Annotated in this window: 14 protein-coding genes; 3 read left to right on the forward strand and 11 right to left on the reverse strand. The window is 73.4% G+C overall.

From position 1 onward, the window contains the following. Positions 1 to 135 precede the first annotated feature (135 nt). The 3 genes from AB0K02_RS10730 to AB0K02_RS10740 all read left to right on the forward strand — a co-directional run bounded on the left by AB0K02_RS10730 (position 136) and on the right by AB0K02_RS10740 (position 4,393). Positions 136 to 300, forward strand: coding sequence for a hypothetical protein (locus tag AB0K02_RS10730; protein WP_365992017.1), 165 nt, complete (start codon positions 136 to 138; stop codon positions 298 to 300). Between the two features lie 185 nt (positions 301 to 485). After that, a complete protein-coding gene (locus tag AB0K02_RS10735) occupies positions 486 to 3,041 on the forward strand; it encodes a SpoIIE family protein phosphatase (protein ID WP_365992018.1) in 2,556 nt (851 codons plus the stop codon). A gap of 506 nt (positions 3,042 to 3,547) precedes the next feature. Continuing rightward, positions 3,548 to 4,393: a hypothetical protein gene (locus AB0K02_RS10740; RefSeq protein WP_365992019.1), complete on the forward strand. Its 846-nt coding sequence runs from the start codon at positions 3,548 to 3,550 to the stop codon at positions 4,391 to 4,393. Between the two features lie 10 nt (positions 4,394 to 4,403). Here the strand turns inward: AB0K02_RS10740 and AB0K02_RS10745 are convergent, their stop codons facing one another. The 11 genes from AB0K02_RS10745 to AB0K02_RS10795 all read right to left on the reverse strand — a co-directional run bounded on the left by AB0K02_RS10745 (position 4,404) and on the right by AB0K02_RS10795 (position 16,052). Beyond that, positions 4,404 to 5,954, reverse strand: a complete 1,551-nt coding sequence (locus AB0K02_RS10745) for a BTAD domain-containing putative transcriptional regulator (RefSeq protein ID WP_365992020.1) — start codon at positions 5,952 to 5,954, stop codon at positions 4,404 to 4,406. A 178-nt stretch (positions 5,955 to 6,132) separates the two neighbouring features. Then, entirely contained in the window at positions 6,133 to 6,651 is a 519-nt protein-coding gene (locus tag AB0K02_RS10750) for a phage tail protein (RefSeq protein WP_365992021.1), read from the reverse strand. An 18-nt stretch (positions 6,652 to 6,669) separates the two neighbouring features. Beyond that, a complete protein-coding gene (locus AB0K02_RS10755; protein ID WP_365992022.1) occupies positions 6,670 to 8,637 on the reverse strand; it encodes a putative baseplate assembly protein in 1,968 nt (655 codons plus the stop codon). Next, a complete protein-coding gene (locus AB0K02_RS10760) occupies positions 8,634 to 9,059 on the reverse strand; it encodes a GPW/gp25 family protein (RefSeq protein WP_365992023.1) in 426 nt (141 codons plus the stop codon). The genes AB0K02_RS10755 and AB0K02_RS10760 overlap by 4 nt, the downstream gene beginning before the upstream one ends. A gap of 5 nt (positions 9,060 to 9,064) precedes the next feature. Then, positions 9,065 to 9,346 carry a PAAR domain-containing protein gene (locus AB0K02_RS10765; protein ID WP_365992024.1) on the reverse strand — a complete coding sequence of 94 codons (282 nt, stop codon included), beginning with the start codon at positions 9,344 to 9,346 and terminating at the stop codon, positions 9,065 to 9,067. A 43-nt stretch (positions 9,347 to 9,389) separates the two neighbouring features. After that, positions 9,390 to 11,243: a VgrG-related protein gene (locus AB0K02_RS10770; protein ID WP_365992025.1), complete on the reverse strand. Its 1,854-nt coding sequence runs from the start codon at positions 11,241 to 11,243 to the stop codon at positions 9,390 to 9,392. Then, positions 11,233 to 12,015: a LysM peptidoglycan-binding domain-containing protein gene (locus AB0K02_RS10775; protein ID WP_365992026.1), complete on the reverse strand. Its 783-nt coding sequence runs from the start codon at positions 12,013 to 12,015 to the stop codon at positions 11,233 to 11,235. Before AB0K02_RS10775 ends, AB0K02_RS10770 begins: the two co-directional genes overlap by 11 nt. A gap of 5 nt (positions 12,016 to 12,020) precedes the next feature. Further along, positions 12,021 to 12,461, reverse strand: a complete 441-nt coding sequence (locus AB0K02_RS10780) for a phage tail protein (RefSeq protein WP_365992027.1) — start codon at positions 12,459 to 12,461, stop codon at positions 12,021 to 12,023. Between the two features lie 2,505 nt (positions 12,462 to 14,966). Then, positions 14,967 to 15,122 (reverse strand): DUF6760 family protein, encoded by a 156-nt coding sequence (locus AB0K02_RS10785; protein ID WP_365992028.1) that lies wholly within the window; start codon positions 15,120 to 15,122, stop codon positions 14,967 to 14,969. Continuing rightward, the gene (locus tag AB0K02_RS10790; RefSeq protein ID WP_365992029.1) at positions 15,119 to 15,601 is read right to left on the reverse strand and encodes a hypothetical protein; all 483 of its coding nucleotides are present in this window, start codon (positions 15,599 to 15,601) and stop codon (positions 15,119 to 15,121) included. Before AB0K02_RS10790 ends, AB0K02_RS10785 begins: the two co-directional genes overlap by 4 nt. A gap of 7 nt (positions 15,602 to 15,608) precedes the next feature. Beyond that, positions 15,609 to 16,052, reverse strand: coding sequence for a phage tail protein (locus AB0K02_RS10795; protein WP_100110404.1), 444 nt, complete (start codon positions 16,050 to 16,052; stop codon positions 15,609 to 15,611). Between the last annotated feature and the right edge of the window lie 20 nt (positions 16,053 to 16,072).

Consider the following 16,072-nt stretch of genomic DNA (forward strand, 5'->3'; position numbering starts at 1 on the left):
CGGCAGCCCCGACGGGCCCATCGTGTCGGCGCGAATTCCACCCTTGCGCGCCGTTGTTCACAACGGGCTCCAAAAGGGTCAAAATCCCGGACGGTGTACCACGCTGTGGATCAGATTGGGCAACAGGCATGCCAAGTGGGCGAGTTGTGCCCCACAGCCGTCGACTCCCGGCTGCGCCTCCCGGAGCGGTCGCCGGCGCGGGCGACGAGCGCACCGCACGCCTTCATCCGTCGCCCGTCGTTCCGCTTCGAGCGCAAGGCGGCGGAACCGCAGTACGGCGAGGCGCGACCCGAGCCGTAACGGCTGCCGATCGCCGCCCGCGCCTCGGCGGCATCCGCAGGGCCCACGATCGGGCCGGAAGACGGCTGAAGCGTCGGCCGGTCCCAGCCGCGCCGGCCGGCCCACCCCCGCCGTCCCCACAGCCGGCCAGGCGCCCGCCCGCGGGGAGCGGCAGACAATCCTAAAATGGAACAAACTGTCCGTGGGTGATCGAGGGCACTGTGTCGGCCGATGGCGTGACATCGAGGTCGTATCCGTTCGGCGCCGGGAGTGGCGGTGAGGCTCCCGAGCGTGACGACGCGCTGGCCAGTGCGGTCACCAGCGCCGTCGAGGCGGCCGGAGCGCATGCGGGAAGCGTCTTCCTGCTCTCCGGCGACCATCGCTCGCTCGTCGTGGCCGCGTCGTGCGGCACGCCGCCCACCATGATCGGCGGGTGGCGCCGGATACCGGTCAACAGCCCCATTCCGGTGGCGGAGGCATACCGCTCCGGGCGCATGGTCCACCTGAGCGGCGCAGAGGAGACGATGCGGCGCTTCCCCCAGCTCTCGGTCGCCCTGCCCTACCCGTTCGGCTCTGCCTCCCTCCCCGTACGAGCGGGCGAGCGGACCTTCGGCTGCCTGTCCGTGCTGTGGACGCCCAGGCCCGACGGGACGGGGCTGTCGAGGGCGCAGCGCCGGCGGCTGCGCTCCGCGGCCGACCGCCTGGGCACCGCCCTCGCCGGGCTCAGCGAACGCCAGGAGTTCGTCTCCTACGACGAACGGACGGCTCCGGTGGTGGTGCCGCTGCCGTCCGCTCCACTGATACGGGTCGGCCTGTTCGACTGGAACCTCGACACCGGGGTCCTCACGACCGACGACGAGCTGTGCGCGATCTTCGGGATCCCGCCCCGTGAGTTCGACGGCCGGGCGGACACCCTGGCGGCCAGGATCGAGCCCGCGGATCTGCCCGGCTTCCGGTCCGCCGCCCGTGCCGCGGTCCAGGAAGGCCATGTGCTCGCGCACTGCCTGCGCATCCGGGACGGCGGTGGAAGCCCGCGCACGGTCGAGCTCTGGGGACGGGTGCCCACGAGCCCGGAGGACCCGCAGGCGTCCTCCCATCTGGTCGGCGCCGTACTCGACTCCGGGAGCGGCATGGCCGCCATGGCGGCGATCGACCGGCTCGCGGACGGTTTCTTCGCGCTCTCTCCGGAGGGGCGTGTCGCCTACGCCAACCACAGCCTGGAGAACCTGCTGCAGGTCCGCCAGGACGAACTGCTCGGCCAACGCCTCTGGGACGTCCTGCCCTGGCTGGCCGATCCCGTGTACGAGGACCGCTACCGGGCCGCCCTGGTCTCCCAGCAACCCGTCTCCTTCCTGGTCCGCCGCCCGCCCGACGAGTGGCTGGTCATCTCCCTCCATCCGGGCTCACAGGGCACGACGGGATGGGCGGCACCCGTGCGACAGCCGGTACCGGCCGGCACCGGACCCGGGACGTCCGTCGCGCAGGAGGGTCCGCCCGTCTCCGCGTCCCCTCCGCCCGCTGCCCCCCGTCTCGGGGCCCTCTATCGCGTGCTCCAGCTCGGCAGCGCCCTCACCGAGGCGGTCACCGCGCGCGAGGTGTGCGACGCCGTCGCCGAGCAACTGCTGCCGGCTTTCGGCGGCCAGAAGCTGGCGATCTGCGTGGTGGAGGAGCGGCACCTGCACCTGTTCGCGGAGCGCGGCTGTTCGCAGGAGGTCCGCGCCCGGCTGGAAGGCATCCCGTTGCACGCCCGGCTGCCCGTGACGGACACGCTGACCTCCGCGGCCCCGCTGTTCGTCGAGTCCCGCAAGGAGCTCCACGAGAGGTATCCCGGGGTCCCGGCAGGCGAGTGCAGTTCCTGGGCGTTCCTGCCGTTGATCGCCTCCAACCGCCCGGTGGGAGCCTGCATGCTCGGCTTCGACGCCGTCCACCGGTTCCCCGACGAGGAGCGTGGGGTCCTCACCGCGCTGGGCGGCCTGATCGCCCAGGCCCTCGAACGCGCCAGGCTCTACGACGCCGAATTCGTCCTCGCCCGCGGCCTGCAGAACGCGCTGCTGCCGCACCGGCTGCCCACGCTCGCGGGCCTTCACGTCACCGGGCGCTACCTTCCGGGCACCAGGGGCATGGACATCGGCGGCGACTGGTACGACGTCATCCCCACGGGCGATGAGGTCGCGCTGATCGTCGGGGACGTCGAGGGACACAACGTCGCCGCCGCGGCCACCATGGGCCAGTTGCGCAGCGCGATACGGGCCTTCGTCACCGCCGGCCACCGACCGGGCGACATCGTCGCCAGCACCAACCGGCTGCACATGGACCTCGACCCGTCGCTGCTCGCCAGCTGCTGCTACGCCGGCCTCGATCCCCGCTCGGGGGTCGTGCGCATCGTCCGGGCGGGTCACTGTCCGCCCCTGGTGCGCCTGCCCGACGGGCGCACCGAGATCCCGGATCTGCCGTGCGGCCCTCTGCTCGGCGTCGAGACGGTGCCCGACTATCCGGAGTCGGAGCTGCGCCTCGTGCCCGGCTCGGTCCTGGCCCTGTACACGGACGGGCTTGTCGAGAGGCGCGACTCGGACATCGGTACCGGCATCGACCGCCTGGGGACCTCGCTGGCCCGCCTGGGCGGGGGCAGTCTGGAGGATCTGGCCGACGGGCTGCTGGAGGATGCCGGCCGGTCTCCCGACCGGGCGGACGACATCGCGCTCCTGCTCGCCGAGTACGACCCGCCGGCGGCTGCGGCGCGCGCTCCTGCGCGTTCCGGCTGACGGTGTCGCTGAAGCCCTGCGCGTGGCCCTCACCGTCGTCGCCGCCGAGGGCGGCCGCACGCTCACCGGGACGGGCGGGGCGACGGACCTCGTCCACGGCGCCCGTGCACGGTCGTCGTGATGACCCGCGTTCCGGGGCGTCATCACCTCGCACGCCCCCCGCCCCGGCCCCGGCCCCGGCCCAGGTCGCGCCACGGCGCCCGAAAGGGCAGCGGCGGGCGCTTCGGTGGTTGCCCTCGCAGGCGTGTGCGGGAGGCGCCGCCTGGCGCAGCATGGGCTGCGGAAGGGGTGAGGGGTCCGTGGTCAACTGCGCAGCGTGCGGGAATCGTTGTGATCCCGGAGAGCAGTTCTGCGGTGCCTGCGGGTCCTTCCTCGAGTGGTCGCGGCCGAGCGCACCGGCAGCCGCGGCCCAGCCGGATGCCGCAATCCCGCCCCCGACAGGGCCGGACGCCGCCGTGCCCCAAGAGGAGCCCGCGGTCCGGGCGAGCGGGCCTGCCGTCCCGCCGATGCCCACCGCCCCGCCCACGCGCGCCGTGCAGCCTCAGGTCGAGGAGCCCGGCCGTCCGGTGCCGCCGCCGTCGCGGCACACGGACGCCGCCGAACCGCCGCCCCAGGCCGGGGACCTCATCTGCGGCCGGTGCGGCAGCGGAAACGTGCCGACGAGGCGCTACTGCCGACGTTGTGGTGCCTCCCTCGCGGACGCCCCTGTCGTACCCCGGCCGCCCTGGTGGCGACGGCTGTTCAGGCGCCGCCCCAGACCGCAGCCCGTCGCCGGGGAGCGGCCACCGCGCCGGCAGTGGCGGCGACCGCGATTCGTCCTGCCGCTGCTGGTGCTCTGCGTCCTCGTGGCGGTCGGGTACGCCTTCCGCGGGGAGACCGGCCGAGTGGTGGAGGCCGTACGGGACCGGATTTCCAAGACCGAGCAGATGCATGCGGTGAAGGTGACGGCGTCGAGTGCGGGCAAACAGCACCCGGCCGCCCTTGCCGTGGACGGGACGACCGACAAGTACTGGACACCCGCGCTCCCCGGATCCGTCCAAGGGGAGTATCTGGAGGCCGCGTTCGCCGAACCCGTTCGCCTGCTCGATCTCGTCGTCCATCCCGGCAGCTCTCCGGTGGCCGAGAAGTTCCTCACCCAGGCGCGGCCCAGCACTGTGCTGATAACCGTCACCTCGAAGGACGGCCGGACGACCGTCAGGACCGTCCGGCTGGCCGACGTGCCGGGCGGTCAGCGCTTCCACGTCGCCGTCAGCGATGCCGTCCGGGTCCGGCTCACGGTGCAGGGCGCGTACGGGGCCGGGGAGGGCCGGTATCTCGCCCTCGCCGAGGTCGAGTTCTTCCGACGGCGCTGAGCCGGGAGTCTCACACGACACCCAGGGTGTCCAGCATCTGCGCGTGCCGCCGCTCCGCGTGCCGGGCCGCGACCGGGTCACCGGCCTGCCGGTGGGCCGCGATCAGCAGCCGCCACACCGCGTCCTGGAACGGATCCAGGGACAGCGCGTGCCCGGCGGCCGCCACCGCAGCCGCCGCGCGGTTCCGGCCGAGTTCCACTTCGGCCAGCGCGTGGGCCGCCCGCACCGCCTGGTTGCGGTACTGCTCACGGATCGGCACCACCCACTCCGCCGGGCCGTCCTCCGGCAGCAACTCCCCGGTGTAGAGCCGAAGGGCCCGCGCCAGCGTCCCCGCCGCCCGGTCCGCCTCCCCGCGCGCCGCCGCCCGCAGGCCCTCCCCGGCCGCGGCCTCGAAGGCCTGTACGTCGCAGCTGGCCCCGGGGCCCAGCGCCAGCATGTACGCCTCGCCCGACCGCACCAGCACCTGGGACCTTCCTCGTCCGGTGCCCGGTTCCAGCACGGTCCGCAGGGCCGAGACGGCGACCTGCAGTCCTCGTCCGGCCGTATGGGCCGGGCTCTGCGGCCACAAGGCGGCCATCAGCTCCTCCCGGTGGACGGGCCGCCCCGCGTGGACGGACAGCAGCCGGGCCAGCGCCCGTACGCGCGGCCGGGTGCGGCTCCAGTCCAGCGGACGCCCCGCAAGGGTGGCCTCGTACCGCTGGAAGCAGCGCAGGGACAGCGACGCGGACGGGGCTCCCTCGGTGCGGTGCGGGGTGCCCGTGTGCCGGGCCGGCCGTACGCAGCGCCGGGCCAGGTGCGACCGCAGCAGCGGCACGTCTGTCTGCAGGCCGTATTCCTCGGCGAGTTCGGGCGCGTCGGCCCCGTCGTGGCCGCCGGGGTCGTCGGGTCCCCGTTCCATCAGACGCACGAGCCGGGGCGGCAGCGCTTCCAGCACTTCCCGGTCCAGATAGGTGCGCAGGGCGGCGAATTCCAGCGGGTCGCGGCCCGCCAGTACCGCCGGCCTGCTGAGTCTGAGGAGAGCGGGCCAGCCCTGAGTGAGCACGGCGAGCTGCCGGGTGACCTCCGGGGTGTCCGGGAAGACGGATGCGATCTCACCCTCGTCGAGCCGCAGTTCAGCGGCGCGCAGCACGGCGGTGTCCGCCAGTTCCAGCCGGGTGAGGTTCAGTGCGGGCATCCGGCGGCCGGCCAGGATCAGCCGCAGGTTCCGCGGCGCCAGCACGGCCAGTTCCTCCAGTAATGCCTCGGCCGGGCTGCCGTGCACGTGCTGGACGCCGTCGACGAGCAGCAGGACCGGGTCCGCACGGCGCTCGACGGCCAGCAGGACGGACTCCACGGACACCGCGTCGGAGAGCTCCAACTGCCTTCCCAGACTGGCCAGCAGTGAGGGCACCCCGAGGGTGTCACGGCACGGACGCCAGTGCAGCACCTTCCCCGGGAAGACGTCCGCGGTCCCCGTGAGCAGGGTGGTCTTGCCGTACCCGGCGGGAGCGACGAGCAGCGTCAGCGGTGCCGTTCCCCGAGCGAGCCCCGGCACCAGCCGCTCGCACACGGTTTCGTGCATAAAGGCCTCCTCCCCCGACAGGAGGTCAAGGATGAGCGCTCACTCTCCGCACCGGCGGAGTAACTGATTACCCCATATGGGCCCGCGCGTGCAACATGCGTGCTTCCCCGGGCGTTCTGCGCGCCCCTGGTCATTCGGGGCCGCCCCTCGGGTGGCAAGGCGCCGGTCGTACGCCCCGCTACGGCTCCACGATCACCTCGACGGTGAACGGCAGATGCACCGGCCTGTTCCGGGCGACGAGCGCCGATACGGCCGCCTCGTCCACCGCCTGGGACGCGGGAACCCGCAGCCGCACCGTCAGGTACGGCTGCGGCGCGCCCGGGAGCGTGGTCAGAGCGGTCGGCGACCACACCGTGCCGCCGCTCTCCTCGATCTGCGGGGTGACCCCGAAGACCCGGCGGACCTGCTCCGCGAGTCCCTGCGCGGTGCCCCGCGAGGCGTGCCCGGGCACCGCCCCGCACACCTCGCCCTCGGTCCCCGCCCAGGCGGCGAGCAGCGCCCGGAAGTCCTCGGGTGCCAGGCGCGGGTCGAAGTACGCGGGAAGGCTGTCGAGCACGCCCAGCACGGGCGCCAGCACCTCGTCGAGGGCCTCCGTGAGCCGCTGGACGAAGTCGTCGTCCGCGTACATGCCGGGCAGCCGGGCCCCCAGCGGATGCCTGGTCCGCAGCCCGGGCACGATGCGGCGCTCAGTCGCCACCGGTCACCCCCACTCGTCTCACACCGCCCGCACCTGGTGGTCGTAGCTGAAGACCAGCGAGCCCGCGTCCAGCGTGATCCGCTCCGCCGGTTCGCCGCGCCGGCGCGTCTGGAGGTCCGCGGGGAACAGCCGTACGCTCTCCACGGCCTCCACCCCGGCGACCTGCTGGAGCACCGCGAAGACCTCCCCGCTGTGCACGGTCCGCCCGAACGGCCAGCCGTCGCCGTCCGGGCCGCCGGTGAGCGGGTTCAGACGGCGGTGGAGGGCGGCGAGCGCCGCCCGCTGCACCCTGGCGGCCGGGACACCCGCCGCCGCCTGGAGCACTGCGACCACCGTCACGCCCTGGTAGTACGGCGGCTCGACGACCAGCCGTGCGCCCAGCATGCGCCGCGCGTCCAGATGTGCCGCGACCCGGGCCAGGAGCTGCGCGGGGCAGGCCATCTGCCCGAACTCCAGGCGTCCTTCGCCGTCGTCCTCGGCGGCCGGGACCAGCAGCACCCGCACCCCGCCCGCGCCCGCGTCCACGCACCGTACCCGGGCGATCTCAGGAGCCGCCTGCCTGGTCAGGTACTCGTAGTCGTCGGCCGTCACGGCCCGCTCCCGGGTGCGCAGCGCCGACGCACCGCGCAGCCGGGCGTTCGCCACGTCCTCGCCGTCGACACCGCCGCTCGCCGCCCGCCGGTTCTCCACCCGGGCGATGTACGGGATCGAGCTGCGCAGCACGGCGAGGGCGCGGCGCGCCACGTTGCCGCGCCGTCCGCCGCCCGCGAGATACGAACGGGCCCGCACCGGGACGCCCTTGGCGGGAACGGCCCCGTAGTGCCGGAGGGTGCCGTCGGGCTGCCGCACCGCCGGGCCGAAGCTCACCTCGCCGGTGCTTCGATCCAGTCGTATGTGCCGGTCCAGGGGGCCGGATTCGCCGAAGTGCTCGACCTCGGTCCACTCCCTCCACTCCGCTCCGGGGGCCGCGGTCTCCACGACGAACGGCGGCCCGCCCGCCACCACGGGGGCCCGGTCCAGCGCGAACGTCTGGGCGGGCACGCCTTCGGAGACCCCGAGGAGTTCCTCGCCGGCCCGTTCGGCGTGCACGGCCGGGGCGGTCCCGCCGACGGTGAACGCCTCGGCGGACAGCAGCTCCGGGGTCGCCGAGTACGTGCGCTGCCCCTCGACGGGGGCCTGCACCACGCACCGCAGCCAGCCCGCCCGCTGCCGGGCCTCCACCGACGCCAGGTGCCCGGACGGCAGCTGGACCAGTACGTCGCCGGGCCGGTTGAAGCCTCCCGTGCCGTCGCGGTCGACCTCGCAACGGGTCCAGCCCTCGGCGGTCCACGCCTCCCAGGCCAGCGGCGGGTGCTCGGGGTCGATGCCGTGGCCGGCCACCGGGAAGTCCAGCCGCAGCGCCACCACGCAGGAGGGCGCGGCCCGCGAGAGGCCGAAGAGCACGGCGTCGCCGGGGCGCGGTACGGCGGAGAAGCACGGCACCCCGCGGCCGGCTGGGGGTCCCCCCGGACGGGGTCCGGGGGACAGCTCGGCCGCCTGGTCGGCGGCCACGGCGCCCGGTTCGCCGGTGACGGCGGCAAGAGCCGTCAACTCCACGGGGACGATCGCCAGTTCGCGGACCGTCGAGAAGACCACGGCCTCCTCGGTCTCCGTGCGGTGCGTGGCGACCTCGGTCCCCTCCCGTACCCGCACGGTCTGGTCCTGCGGCGCCGACAGCCAGAAGGTGACGTCGGTGCGGGCGGCCGTGGGCGGGTACAGGGTGAGCCCGATCAGGTCGAGAAACGCCAGGTGGTTCTTCTCCGGGATCCGGTTCAGCCGGTAGATCAGCTGATCGGTCATGTGCGCGAAGGCCTCGATCAGCGTGACGCCCGGGTCGGAGACGTTGTGGTCGCTCCACTCGGGGCAGCGCTGCTGCACCATCCGCTTGGCCTCGTCGACGAGGTCCTGGAAGCGCCGGTCGTCGAGATGGGGTTCGGGCAGGTTCACCGGTCACCAGCCTCCGCGGAGCCGCTCTCGTGCGCGGGGATCACATAGAACGGAAACACCAGGTTGCGGGGGTCGTTGGTGCCCCGGGGCGCGTACCGGATGTCGATGTAGAGGGTGCCCTCGTCCCGTGCGTCGAAGGTGACGCCGACGTCGACGAGGTCGATCCGCGGCTCCCACCGCTCCAGCGACAGCCGGACCTCGTACGCGATGTGCGCGGCCGTGGCGGCGTCGGCGGGCGCGAAGACGTGGTCGTGGATCGCGCACCCGAACTCCGGGCGCATGGGCCGCTCGCCGGGCGCGGTGCCGAGGATCAGCCGCATGCTCTCCTCGATCTCCCGGTCCCCGCCGACCAGCGCCACGGCCCCGGTCGCGTCGGTGTGTACCGGAAAGGCCCAGCCGGAGCCGATGAACTGCTCTCCCACGGTCCTCAGCCCCCGATCAGCACGGTGACCGCGCCCATGACGATCGGCGCCCCGCACGCGGCCAGGTCGCCCATGCGCGCGGCCGGCATGCCGCCGATGAGAACGGTGGGGCAGCCGGGCGGGGCGATCACGGACGGGGGGTGCACGGCCGGCGGTGGGAACGAGCAGATGTGGGGGGTCGAGACCACGGCCGCGGGCATCCCCGCGATGAGCACGGTGGGCACCCCGGGCGGCCCGATCACCCCCGGGTGCCCGGTGGGGTCACCGACGCGTGCGGCAGGCGGCATCTCGTACGACTCCTCAGGCTGGTCGTTGCGTTGGTCGGTACGGCTAGTTGATGCGGACGAGGGCGGCGCTGATGGAGCAGCTTGCTCCGCCCTTGATCTCGGTGCTCGCCTTCCCGTCGACCCCGACGGTGGTGCCCTTGACCTCGACCTGGCCGTTGGTCTTCAGCCCCACCGTGCCCGCGCCGCCGTCGACGTCGACCCCGGCCTGGGCCTTGATCTGGACGGACTGACCGGACAGTTCGAGTTCTCCGGTACCGGCGTCCATGCTGATGCCCTGCTCGGCCCTGACGGTGACCTTCTCCTTCGCGGTGATCTCGACCTTCCCGTCGCTGTGCACGGTGACGGAGGTGGCCTTCTGGTCGAGGTGGAGGGTGAGCTTGCCGTCGCCGGTCGCCAGGCGGACTCCCCTGGGCCCGTTCGCCGCGTCCAGCAGCTCCAGCCGGTTGCCGGAACGGGTCACCAGGGAACGGCGATTGGTGGCCCCGCTGGTGGAGTCGACGAGCGCGCAGTCGTGCTCGGACGGCTTGTCCTGGCCGTTGTAGAGCCCGCCGAGGACATAGGGACGGTCCACCCGGCCCTGTTCGAAGCCGACCAGCACTTCGTCGCCGACGTCCGGACCGAAGACGCCTCCGCCACCCTTGCCGCCGAGGTCCGCTGTCCTGGCCCAGTCGCTGACGTACTCCCCGTCCAGCCAGGGGAAGGCCAGCTTCACCCGGCCCCGCCCCTCGGGGTCCCGGGTGTCGGTCACCGTCGCGTTGACGAGCCCGCCGACGCGGTCCTGCGGGAGTCCGCCGCCCCCGCCCGAGGCGAGCCCGTACAGCGAGCGGTTGGAACGGCCGCCGACCGTGATCCACGTCTGGTAGCCGGTGTCCGGGTCGAAGACGTGCCGGCTGCCGGAGATCGTGTACTTGCCCTCGAAGGGCGCGCCGACGCCTGCGAGCGTGACCGCTGTCCCGGCACGCAGCTGCGGAATGCCCATGGCGACCGCGTCGAGCTCCGCGAACGAGGCGGCGAGGTCGGCCGCGAGCGCCCTCGCGGCCTGGTCGGCCTCGGCCTGGGTGCCGTACGGGGTGTCCGTGGCCAGGAAGACGGCCTTGCCGAAGGGGCCGGCGGCCTGACCCGGCGTGAGCCCGAGCTGGAGCCGTTCGCTGCGGTCGGCGGGAGCCCGGCCCACGACGGCGGCCTTGGCCTGCACGTCCCAGCCGCGCACCTCGACCTGCTGGACCTGGTCGGCGGCGGTGACCGCGGCCTGGCAGCGCAGCAGGTTCCGCCCGAACTCGAGCACGTAGGGGCTGGCCTGCGGCCGGGTGGAGGTCGCGGGCGCTGTCTCTGCCCTCGCCGGATCGCGGAAGACGAACTCGCCGTCGACGACGGCGACTTCCGCGCCCGCGAGGTCCGCGAGCCGGTGCAGGAACTCCCAGTCGGTGATCCCCGGCTGGGCCAGGTGCTCGTACACCGTGGTCGTGGAGTCGACCCTGCCGATGGGCAGCCCGGCCCGCTTGGCCACCTGCACGGCGACGTCGGAGGCGGTCATCTGCCGGTACCCGGCGACGCGGCGGCCGCGGAAGAACCGGTGCGCGTGGTCGAGCCCGCGTACGACGGTGAAGGTGCCGGTGGCGTCGAGGTCGATCTCGACGGCCGTGACCTCCCCGGAGACCAGGAGCCGGCGCTGGGCGTCGTCCCCGGCGCGCGCGTAGAGCCTCATCGGTGTGCCGATGGTGATGCCCGTCCTGGGAAGCACCAGGTGATGGGGGTCGCGGAAACGGACGACGAACAGATCGGGCAGCTGGGTGGAGTCGTCGACGTAGGCGGAGACGATCAGTTCGGCCAGGGGCGCGGGCAGCGGCTGTCCGTTCACCTCGACGGCGAGGGTGTTGGCGAAGCTCTCACCGGCCATGCGGGGCCCCGATCTCCTCGGCGGCGGGCAGCAGCAGTTCCGTCCCGGGCGCCAGGCGCATGGGGTCGTCGATGCCGTTGGCCTCGGCGATGTCCCGCCAGGCGGCCGGGTCCCCGTACTCGCGCCACGCCAGCAGCGCGAGCGTGTCCCCGGAGACGACCCGGTGCACCCGGCGGGCGGCGAGCGCGCCGGAGGTGGGGTTCTGTCCCGGCACGGGCCCGCTGATCTCCTCCAGGGTCACCTGGCAGGTGGCCCGGACGGGCAGGCCGCCGGGTGTGAACAGGGTGTACTTGGCCTGTACTTGGCTGACGTACCCGACGAATCCGGTGAGCCCGCCCCAGTGGAAGATCACCCACGGCGGCACGCCCTGCTGCTTCTGGTGGGTCTGGTCGGTGGGCACACAGCAGGACAGCAGCGACTCGACGGCCGACACCACACTGTCGTCCTGCTTGCCGGTGGCGTCGAAGAACATCTCCAGGGTGAGCTTCGACGGTCCCGCGCCCTTGAACTCGGCGGGCCCAGCCTTCTTGGCGCCCTTGGCGGTCTTCCGCTCCCACTTGGCGGTCTTGGCGAGGGTGAGTTCCTTCGGGTTGAACTGGAAGTCGATCTGTCCCATGCGCGGGCCCGGGGTCGTCGTCCCGCCGTCGGCCGGGGGCTGGCGCAACTCCAGATAGGCCCGTTCGAGCTTGGGGCGGGAGCCGCCGCTCCCCTTCGGGTCCGCGGGCCCGGGCGGGGCCGCGGCGGCGATGAAAGCGACCGGCTGGTTGGCCATGCGACTCAACTCCCCCCGTGGAGAAAGCCGTGGTGGGCGATCTCCAGGGTCTCGGTGGCCACCTTGACGTTCTCCGGGCTGAGGGACGGCCCGGTCCAGCGCACGGGGACCACGTCCATCAGGCTCCAGCGGGCCACGACGGTGCCCTCGACGGTCATCGCGCTGATGTGCGCGGTCTTCCGGTCAACTCCGTTGATCATGCCGGACAGCCAGGCGGTGACCTTCTCGGTGTCCTTGGTGACGGGCCGGCTCAGCTTGATGTTGGAGTACTTGATCCGGGACGGCAGCTGCCAGACGTAGCCGTTGTTGCCGCCCTCCTCGCGTTGCTCCATGACGACTTCGCAGCCGAGGCCCTCACAGCTGTTGAACGCCCCGAGGTTGATGTTGTCGATCTCGACCGTGAAGCACACGCTCACGGCGGGGTCCGGCTGCTGGTTCTGAGCCATGGCTTCCTTTCAGGCGTTCGGTGGTTCTGACGTCGTTCAGTGGCGGGGATCGAGGCGTACGCCGGCCCGTTCCCGGTCGAGCCGCAGCTCGGCGCGGAGCAGTCGGCCGAGGGGCCCGACGAGCCGCCGGACGAGCTCGTCGGTGGACTCGCCGGCGCCCGGAGCGGCGGGGGCGGCCGGGGTCGCGGCCTGTTGCTGCGCCTGGGCGGGAGCCGGCTCCGGCGGTGGGGGCGGCGGGGGCGGCTCGGGTGCCGGTGCCGGTTCTGGTGCGGGTGCCGGTTCTGGTGCGGGTGCCGGCTCTGGTGCGGGTGCCGGTTCCGGCGCCGGCACCGGCTCGGGTGCTCGCTGTACGGGAGCGGGCGCGGGCGACCAGGACACCGGCACAGCGGGCCCGGGTGACGGTTCGGGCAGCAACACGCGCTGTACGGCCGCGGATACGGGTACGGGTACGGGCTGCCGGGGCATGGACGCGGGCGAACCGGGCGCCGTGGCTCGCTGCACGGGCAGAGGCGAGGGCACGGGCTGTGCTGCCCAGGACGCCACGGCCGGGGACACGACGGAGCCCGGAGCGACCGGCTCCCCTCGCCGTACGGGATCAGCGGAGGTGGGCGCCCAGGTCACCGGGGCGCCGGCCGGTGCCGTGGGTGGTCCGGCCGCCGTCCCGGCGTGGCTCCCTCCTGCCGGATCGGCCCGCACGGATCGCTGCACGGGCGCGGGAGAGGCGGGCGAGGGGACCCAGGTCACCGGCAAGGCCGTGGGCGGCGCGGCCATCGGTTCCGGGCCCGGGGCCATGGCCTGCGGCGCCGGCTCGGGTGCGGACTGCGGCTGAAGTCCGCGCTCCCCCACGAGCCCGGCCACGGGCTCCGGTCGCGCCTCCGGCACCAGGGGGACCTGCTCGGCGGCCCGCTGGAGCGGGGTGGTGCGTACGAGGGGCAGCGGCTCCTCCCGGCGCTGAACGGGCACGGGTGCCGCGGCCGGTTCCTGTGCGGACGCCGCCGGAGTCTCCGATGGGACGGACACGGGCGCCGCGGTCTCGGGGACCGGAGGTGGAGCCGATACCTGTGAGGACACGGGCACAGGCACGGGCGCAGGTACGGGTACGGGTACGGCGGGCAGCGGAGCCCCCAGGCCCAGCCGCCGGGGCACGGGGGCAGCACCCGGTGGGGCAGCAGGCTGCGACTCCTGACGCTGGACAGGTGCAGGTCCCGGCAAGGACGGCAGCGGGGCCCCCAGTCCGACCCGCCGGGCCGGAGCGTACTCCGGTGCCTCCGGTGCCTCCGGTGCCTGCGGTGTCTCCGGTCGTGGAGCGCCCGCAGACCGCAGCGGCTGCTCTCCCACCAGCGGGCGCTCCGGCGGCGTTTCGACGACCGCGGCCGGGGGCCCGTCCTCCGAGCGCTGCACGGCAGGCACCTCGTGGTGGACGTGCCGCTCCATCGGCAGATGCGGGGCCGGCGGCGCGGGCGTCCGAGGTGCCGGCGGTTCCTGGGCTCCGGGTGCCGTCAAGGGCGGTGCATCCACGGAGGTCGTCGCCTGATCCCCGAGCAGGGGCCGCTCCCGCGTCTGTCCCACCGCATCGGCGGCGGCCTCCTCGACCGTCCGGAGCTCCGGCTGACGATCAGGCCCCGCAGCCGCCGGAACCGCCGGCACCGACCGCTCGCCTCCCTCGAGAGGAGCCACGTCCTGTGCACGCTGCACCGCAGCGGGCGCGACCGAAGCGATCTCCTCTGGGGCATCGGCTGCGGGCCGTTCCCCCACCAGGCGTTGCTCCGCGTCCGCGGAGGCCCCGGCCGGCTCGGGTCCCGGGTGGGGCTGGGGTCCTCCTTCCACCCGCTGGACCGGCACCGTCTCGCGCGGCGCCGTCGCCGCCGAAACCGCCGGCAACGCCTGGGCCGGAAGCGTCCGCAACGGCAGCTCCACCGTCCGGGCCACGACGAACGACGGCTGCGGCGCACGCGGAACCACCGCAGGAGCCACGGGCGTTACGGGCGTTACGGGAGCGACCACCTTCGTGACGGTCTCAGAAGGAGCCCCGTCGACCGAGTCGACCGACTCGACCGACTCGACCGACTCAACCGGCCCGGCCGGACCGACCGACTCGACCGGCCGGACGGCCGCAGCCGTCTCGCCACCGGCCGCCTGGTCCACCGGCTGCCCCTGCGGCGAGACCCGGCCCGCCGACGCCTCCCGTCTCTGCACGAACGCAGGGCTCGGACGCGGCTCCAGCACCCCGCCGACGACCCCCGACGGAGCGTCCGCGCTCACCGCGTGCCCCAGACGCCGCTGCAGCGACGGATCGCGCCAGGAGGCCAGCGAGTCACCGAACCCCTGCGGGTCGCTCACCAGCGCCGGCACCCCGAACGTCAGCCGCTGCACGGGCAGTTCGCGCCAGCCGGTATCGGCCTCACGAGGGGGCACGGCATCGGGTGCCGTATCCGGCCCCGGGCCTGCCGGGGCCCCAGGAGCCCTTCCGCGCAACCAGCTCCGCAGCGCGTCGAACACCACCGATCACCGCCCCCCGGCCAGCCGGTTCAGCCGGGCGATCTGGTCGACGTACCGGCGCCGCTCGGGGTGTTCCAGTTCGAGGATCGCCTCCAGTGGCCAGTGGAAGTGGTAGGCGATGTACGCGACTTCGTCGTACAGCTGCTCCGTCGCGTACGTCACGATTCCCCCAGGCGCCCACCACCCGCGAGATCGACCGCGAAGGCCGTGTCGCACGACGGGCACGTCACCTGCGCCCGGGTGTGGCCCTCGGCGTTGATCCTCCGGTAGAAGTCCTGAAGGAACGCCAGGTCCGAGGCGAACAGGTCCTCGATGACGCCCGCGTGGATGTCCGTCACCGAGCCGATGCGCTCCACCACCCGCCCGAGCAGCACCACCGACAGATACGCCGGGTTCTCCCGCACCCGGTCGTCCCGCAGCGGTACGAGCTCGTCGCGGGCGGTGGCGAGCCGCATCACCCCGCTGCGGTGCACCCGCCCCGCCTCGTCGACGTACCCGCGGGGCAGTTCGAAGGTGAACTCGGTCCGCATGGAGTCGGCCCCGCCGAGGTCCCCGGCCGGGGCACGGACCGCCTCGACCGTTCCGTCTCCCGCCTCGGCGTTCTCGTCGGCGGCCGCCGTCGGCGCAATCTTCCGTCGCATCAGGCGCTCACGCCACGTCCATCTGCTCGTACGTGATGACGAGCTTCTCCGTCAGGACACTGGTGTCGCCCGCCTTCAGCGAGCTGATCTCCAGGCTCTTGGGCCAGGCGTTCACCAGGGTGTAGCGCTTGATCGCCTGGCCTTCGTAGTCGAAGACGATGATGGCGCCGCCCTTGCGGGCCGTGCCCATCTTCCCGAACCGGGCGTCCTTGATCCATTTCTCGAAGTTGTTGTCCGCGGTCAGACCGCGCGTCAGCGTGACCTCGCCCGCCTTCGGACGGCCGGGCAGCTTCTTGATGACGTACTTGCCGTCCGCGGTGTTCTGCTTCAGCTCGATGACGTCCTGCTCCATCTTCAGGCCCGTCACCTCGTTGATCTGCTTGATGACGACTCCGTCGATCTCCAGCCCGAAGGAGTGACCGACCGAGGTGTCCATGTCCGGCAGTGCCATGCCATCCGCCCCTTACCCGC

Source organism: Streptomyces sp. NPDC049597 (assembly GCF_040675505.1).
In the GTDB taxonomy this organism is placed as follows: Bacteria; Actinomycetota; Actinomycetes; order Streptomycetales; family Streptomycetaceae; genus Streptomyces.

Coding starts and splice junctions, on each gene's coding strand:
- AB0K02_RS10740 (WP_365992019.1), top strand. CDS start 3,548: ATGCCCACCGCCCCGCCCACGCGCGCCGTGCAGCCTCAGGTCGAGGAG.
- AB0K02_RS10745 (WP_365992020.1), bottom strand. CDS start 5,954: ATGCACGAAACCGTGTGCGAGCGGCTGGTGCCGGGGCTCGCTCGGGGA.
- AB0K02_RS10765 (WP_365992024.1), bottom strand. CDS start 9,346: ATGCCGCCTGCCGCACGCGTCGGTGACCCCACCGGGCACCCGGGGGTG.
- AB0K02_RS10770 (WP_365992025.1), bottom strand. CDS start 11,243: ATGGCCGGTGAGAGCTTCGCCAACACCCTCGCCGTCGAGGTGAACGGA.
- AB0K02_RS10775 (WP_365992026.1), bottom strand. CDS start 12,015: ATGGCCAACCAGCCGGTCGCTTTCATCGCCGCCGCGGCCCCGCCCGGG.
- AB0K02_RS10780 (WP_365992027.1), bottom strand. CDS start 12,461: ATGGCTCAGAACCAGCAGCCGGACCCCGCCGTGAGCGTGTGCTTCACG.
- AB0K02_RS10790 (WP_365992029.1), bottom strand. CDS start 15,601: ATGCGACGGAAGATTGCGCCGACGGCGGCCGCCGACGAGAACGCCGAG.
- AB0K02_RS10795 (WP_100110404.1), bottom strand. CDS start 16,052: ATGGCACTGCCGGACATGGACACCTCGGTCGGTCACTCCTTCGGGCTG.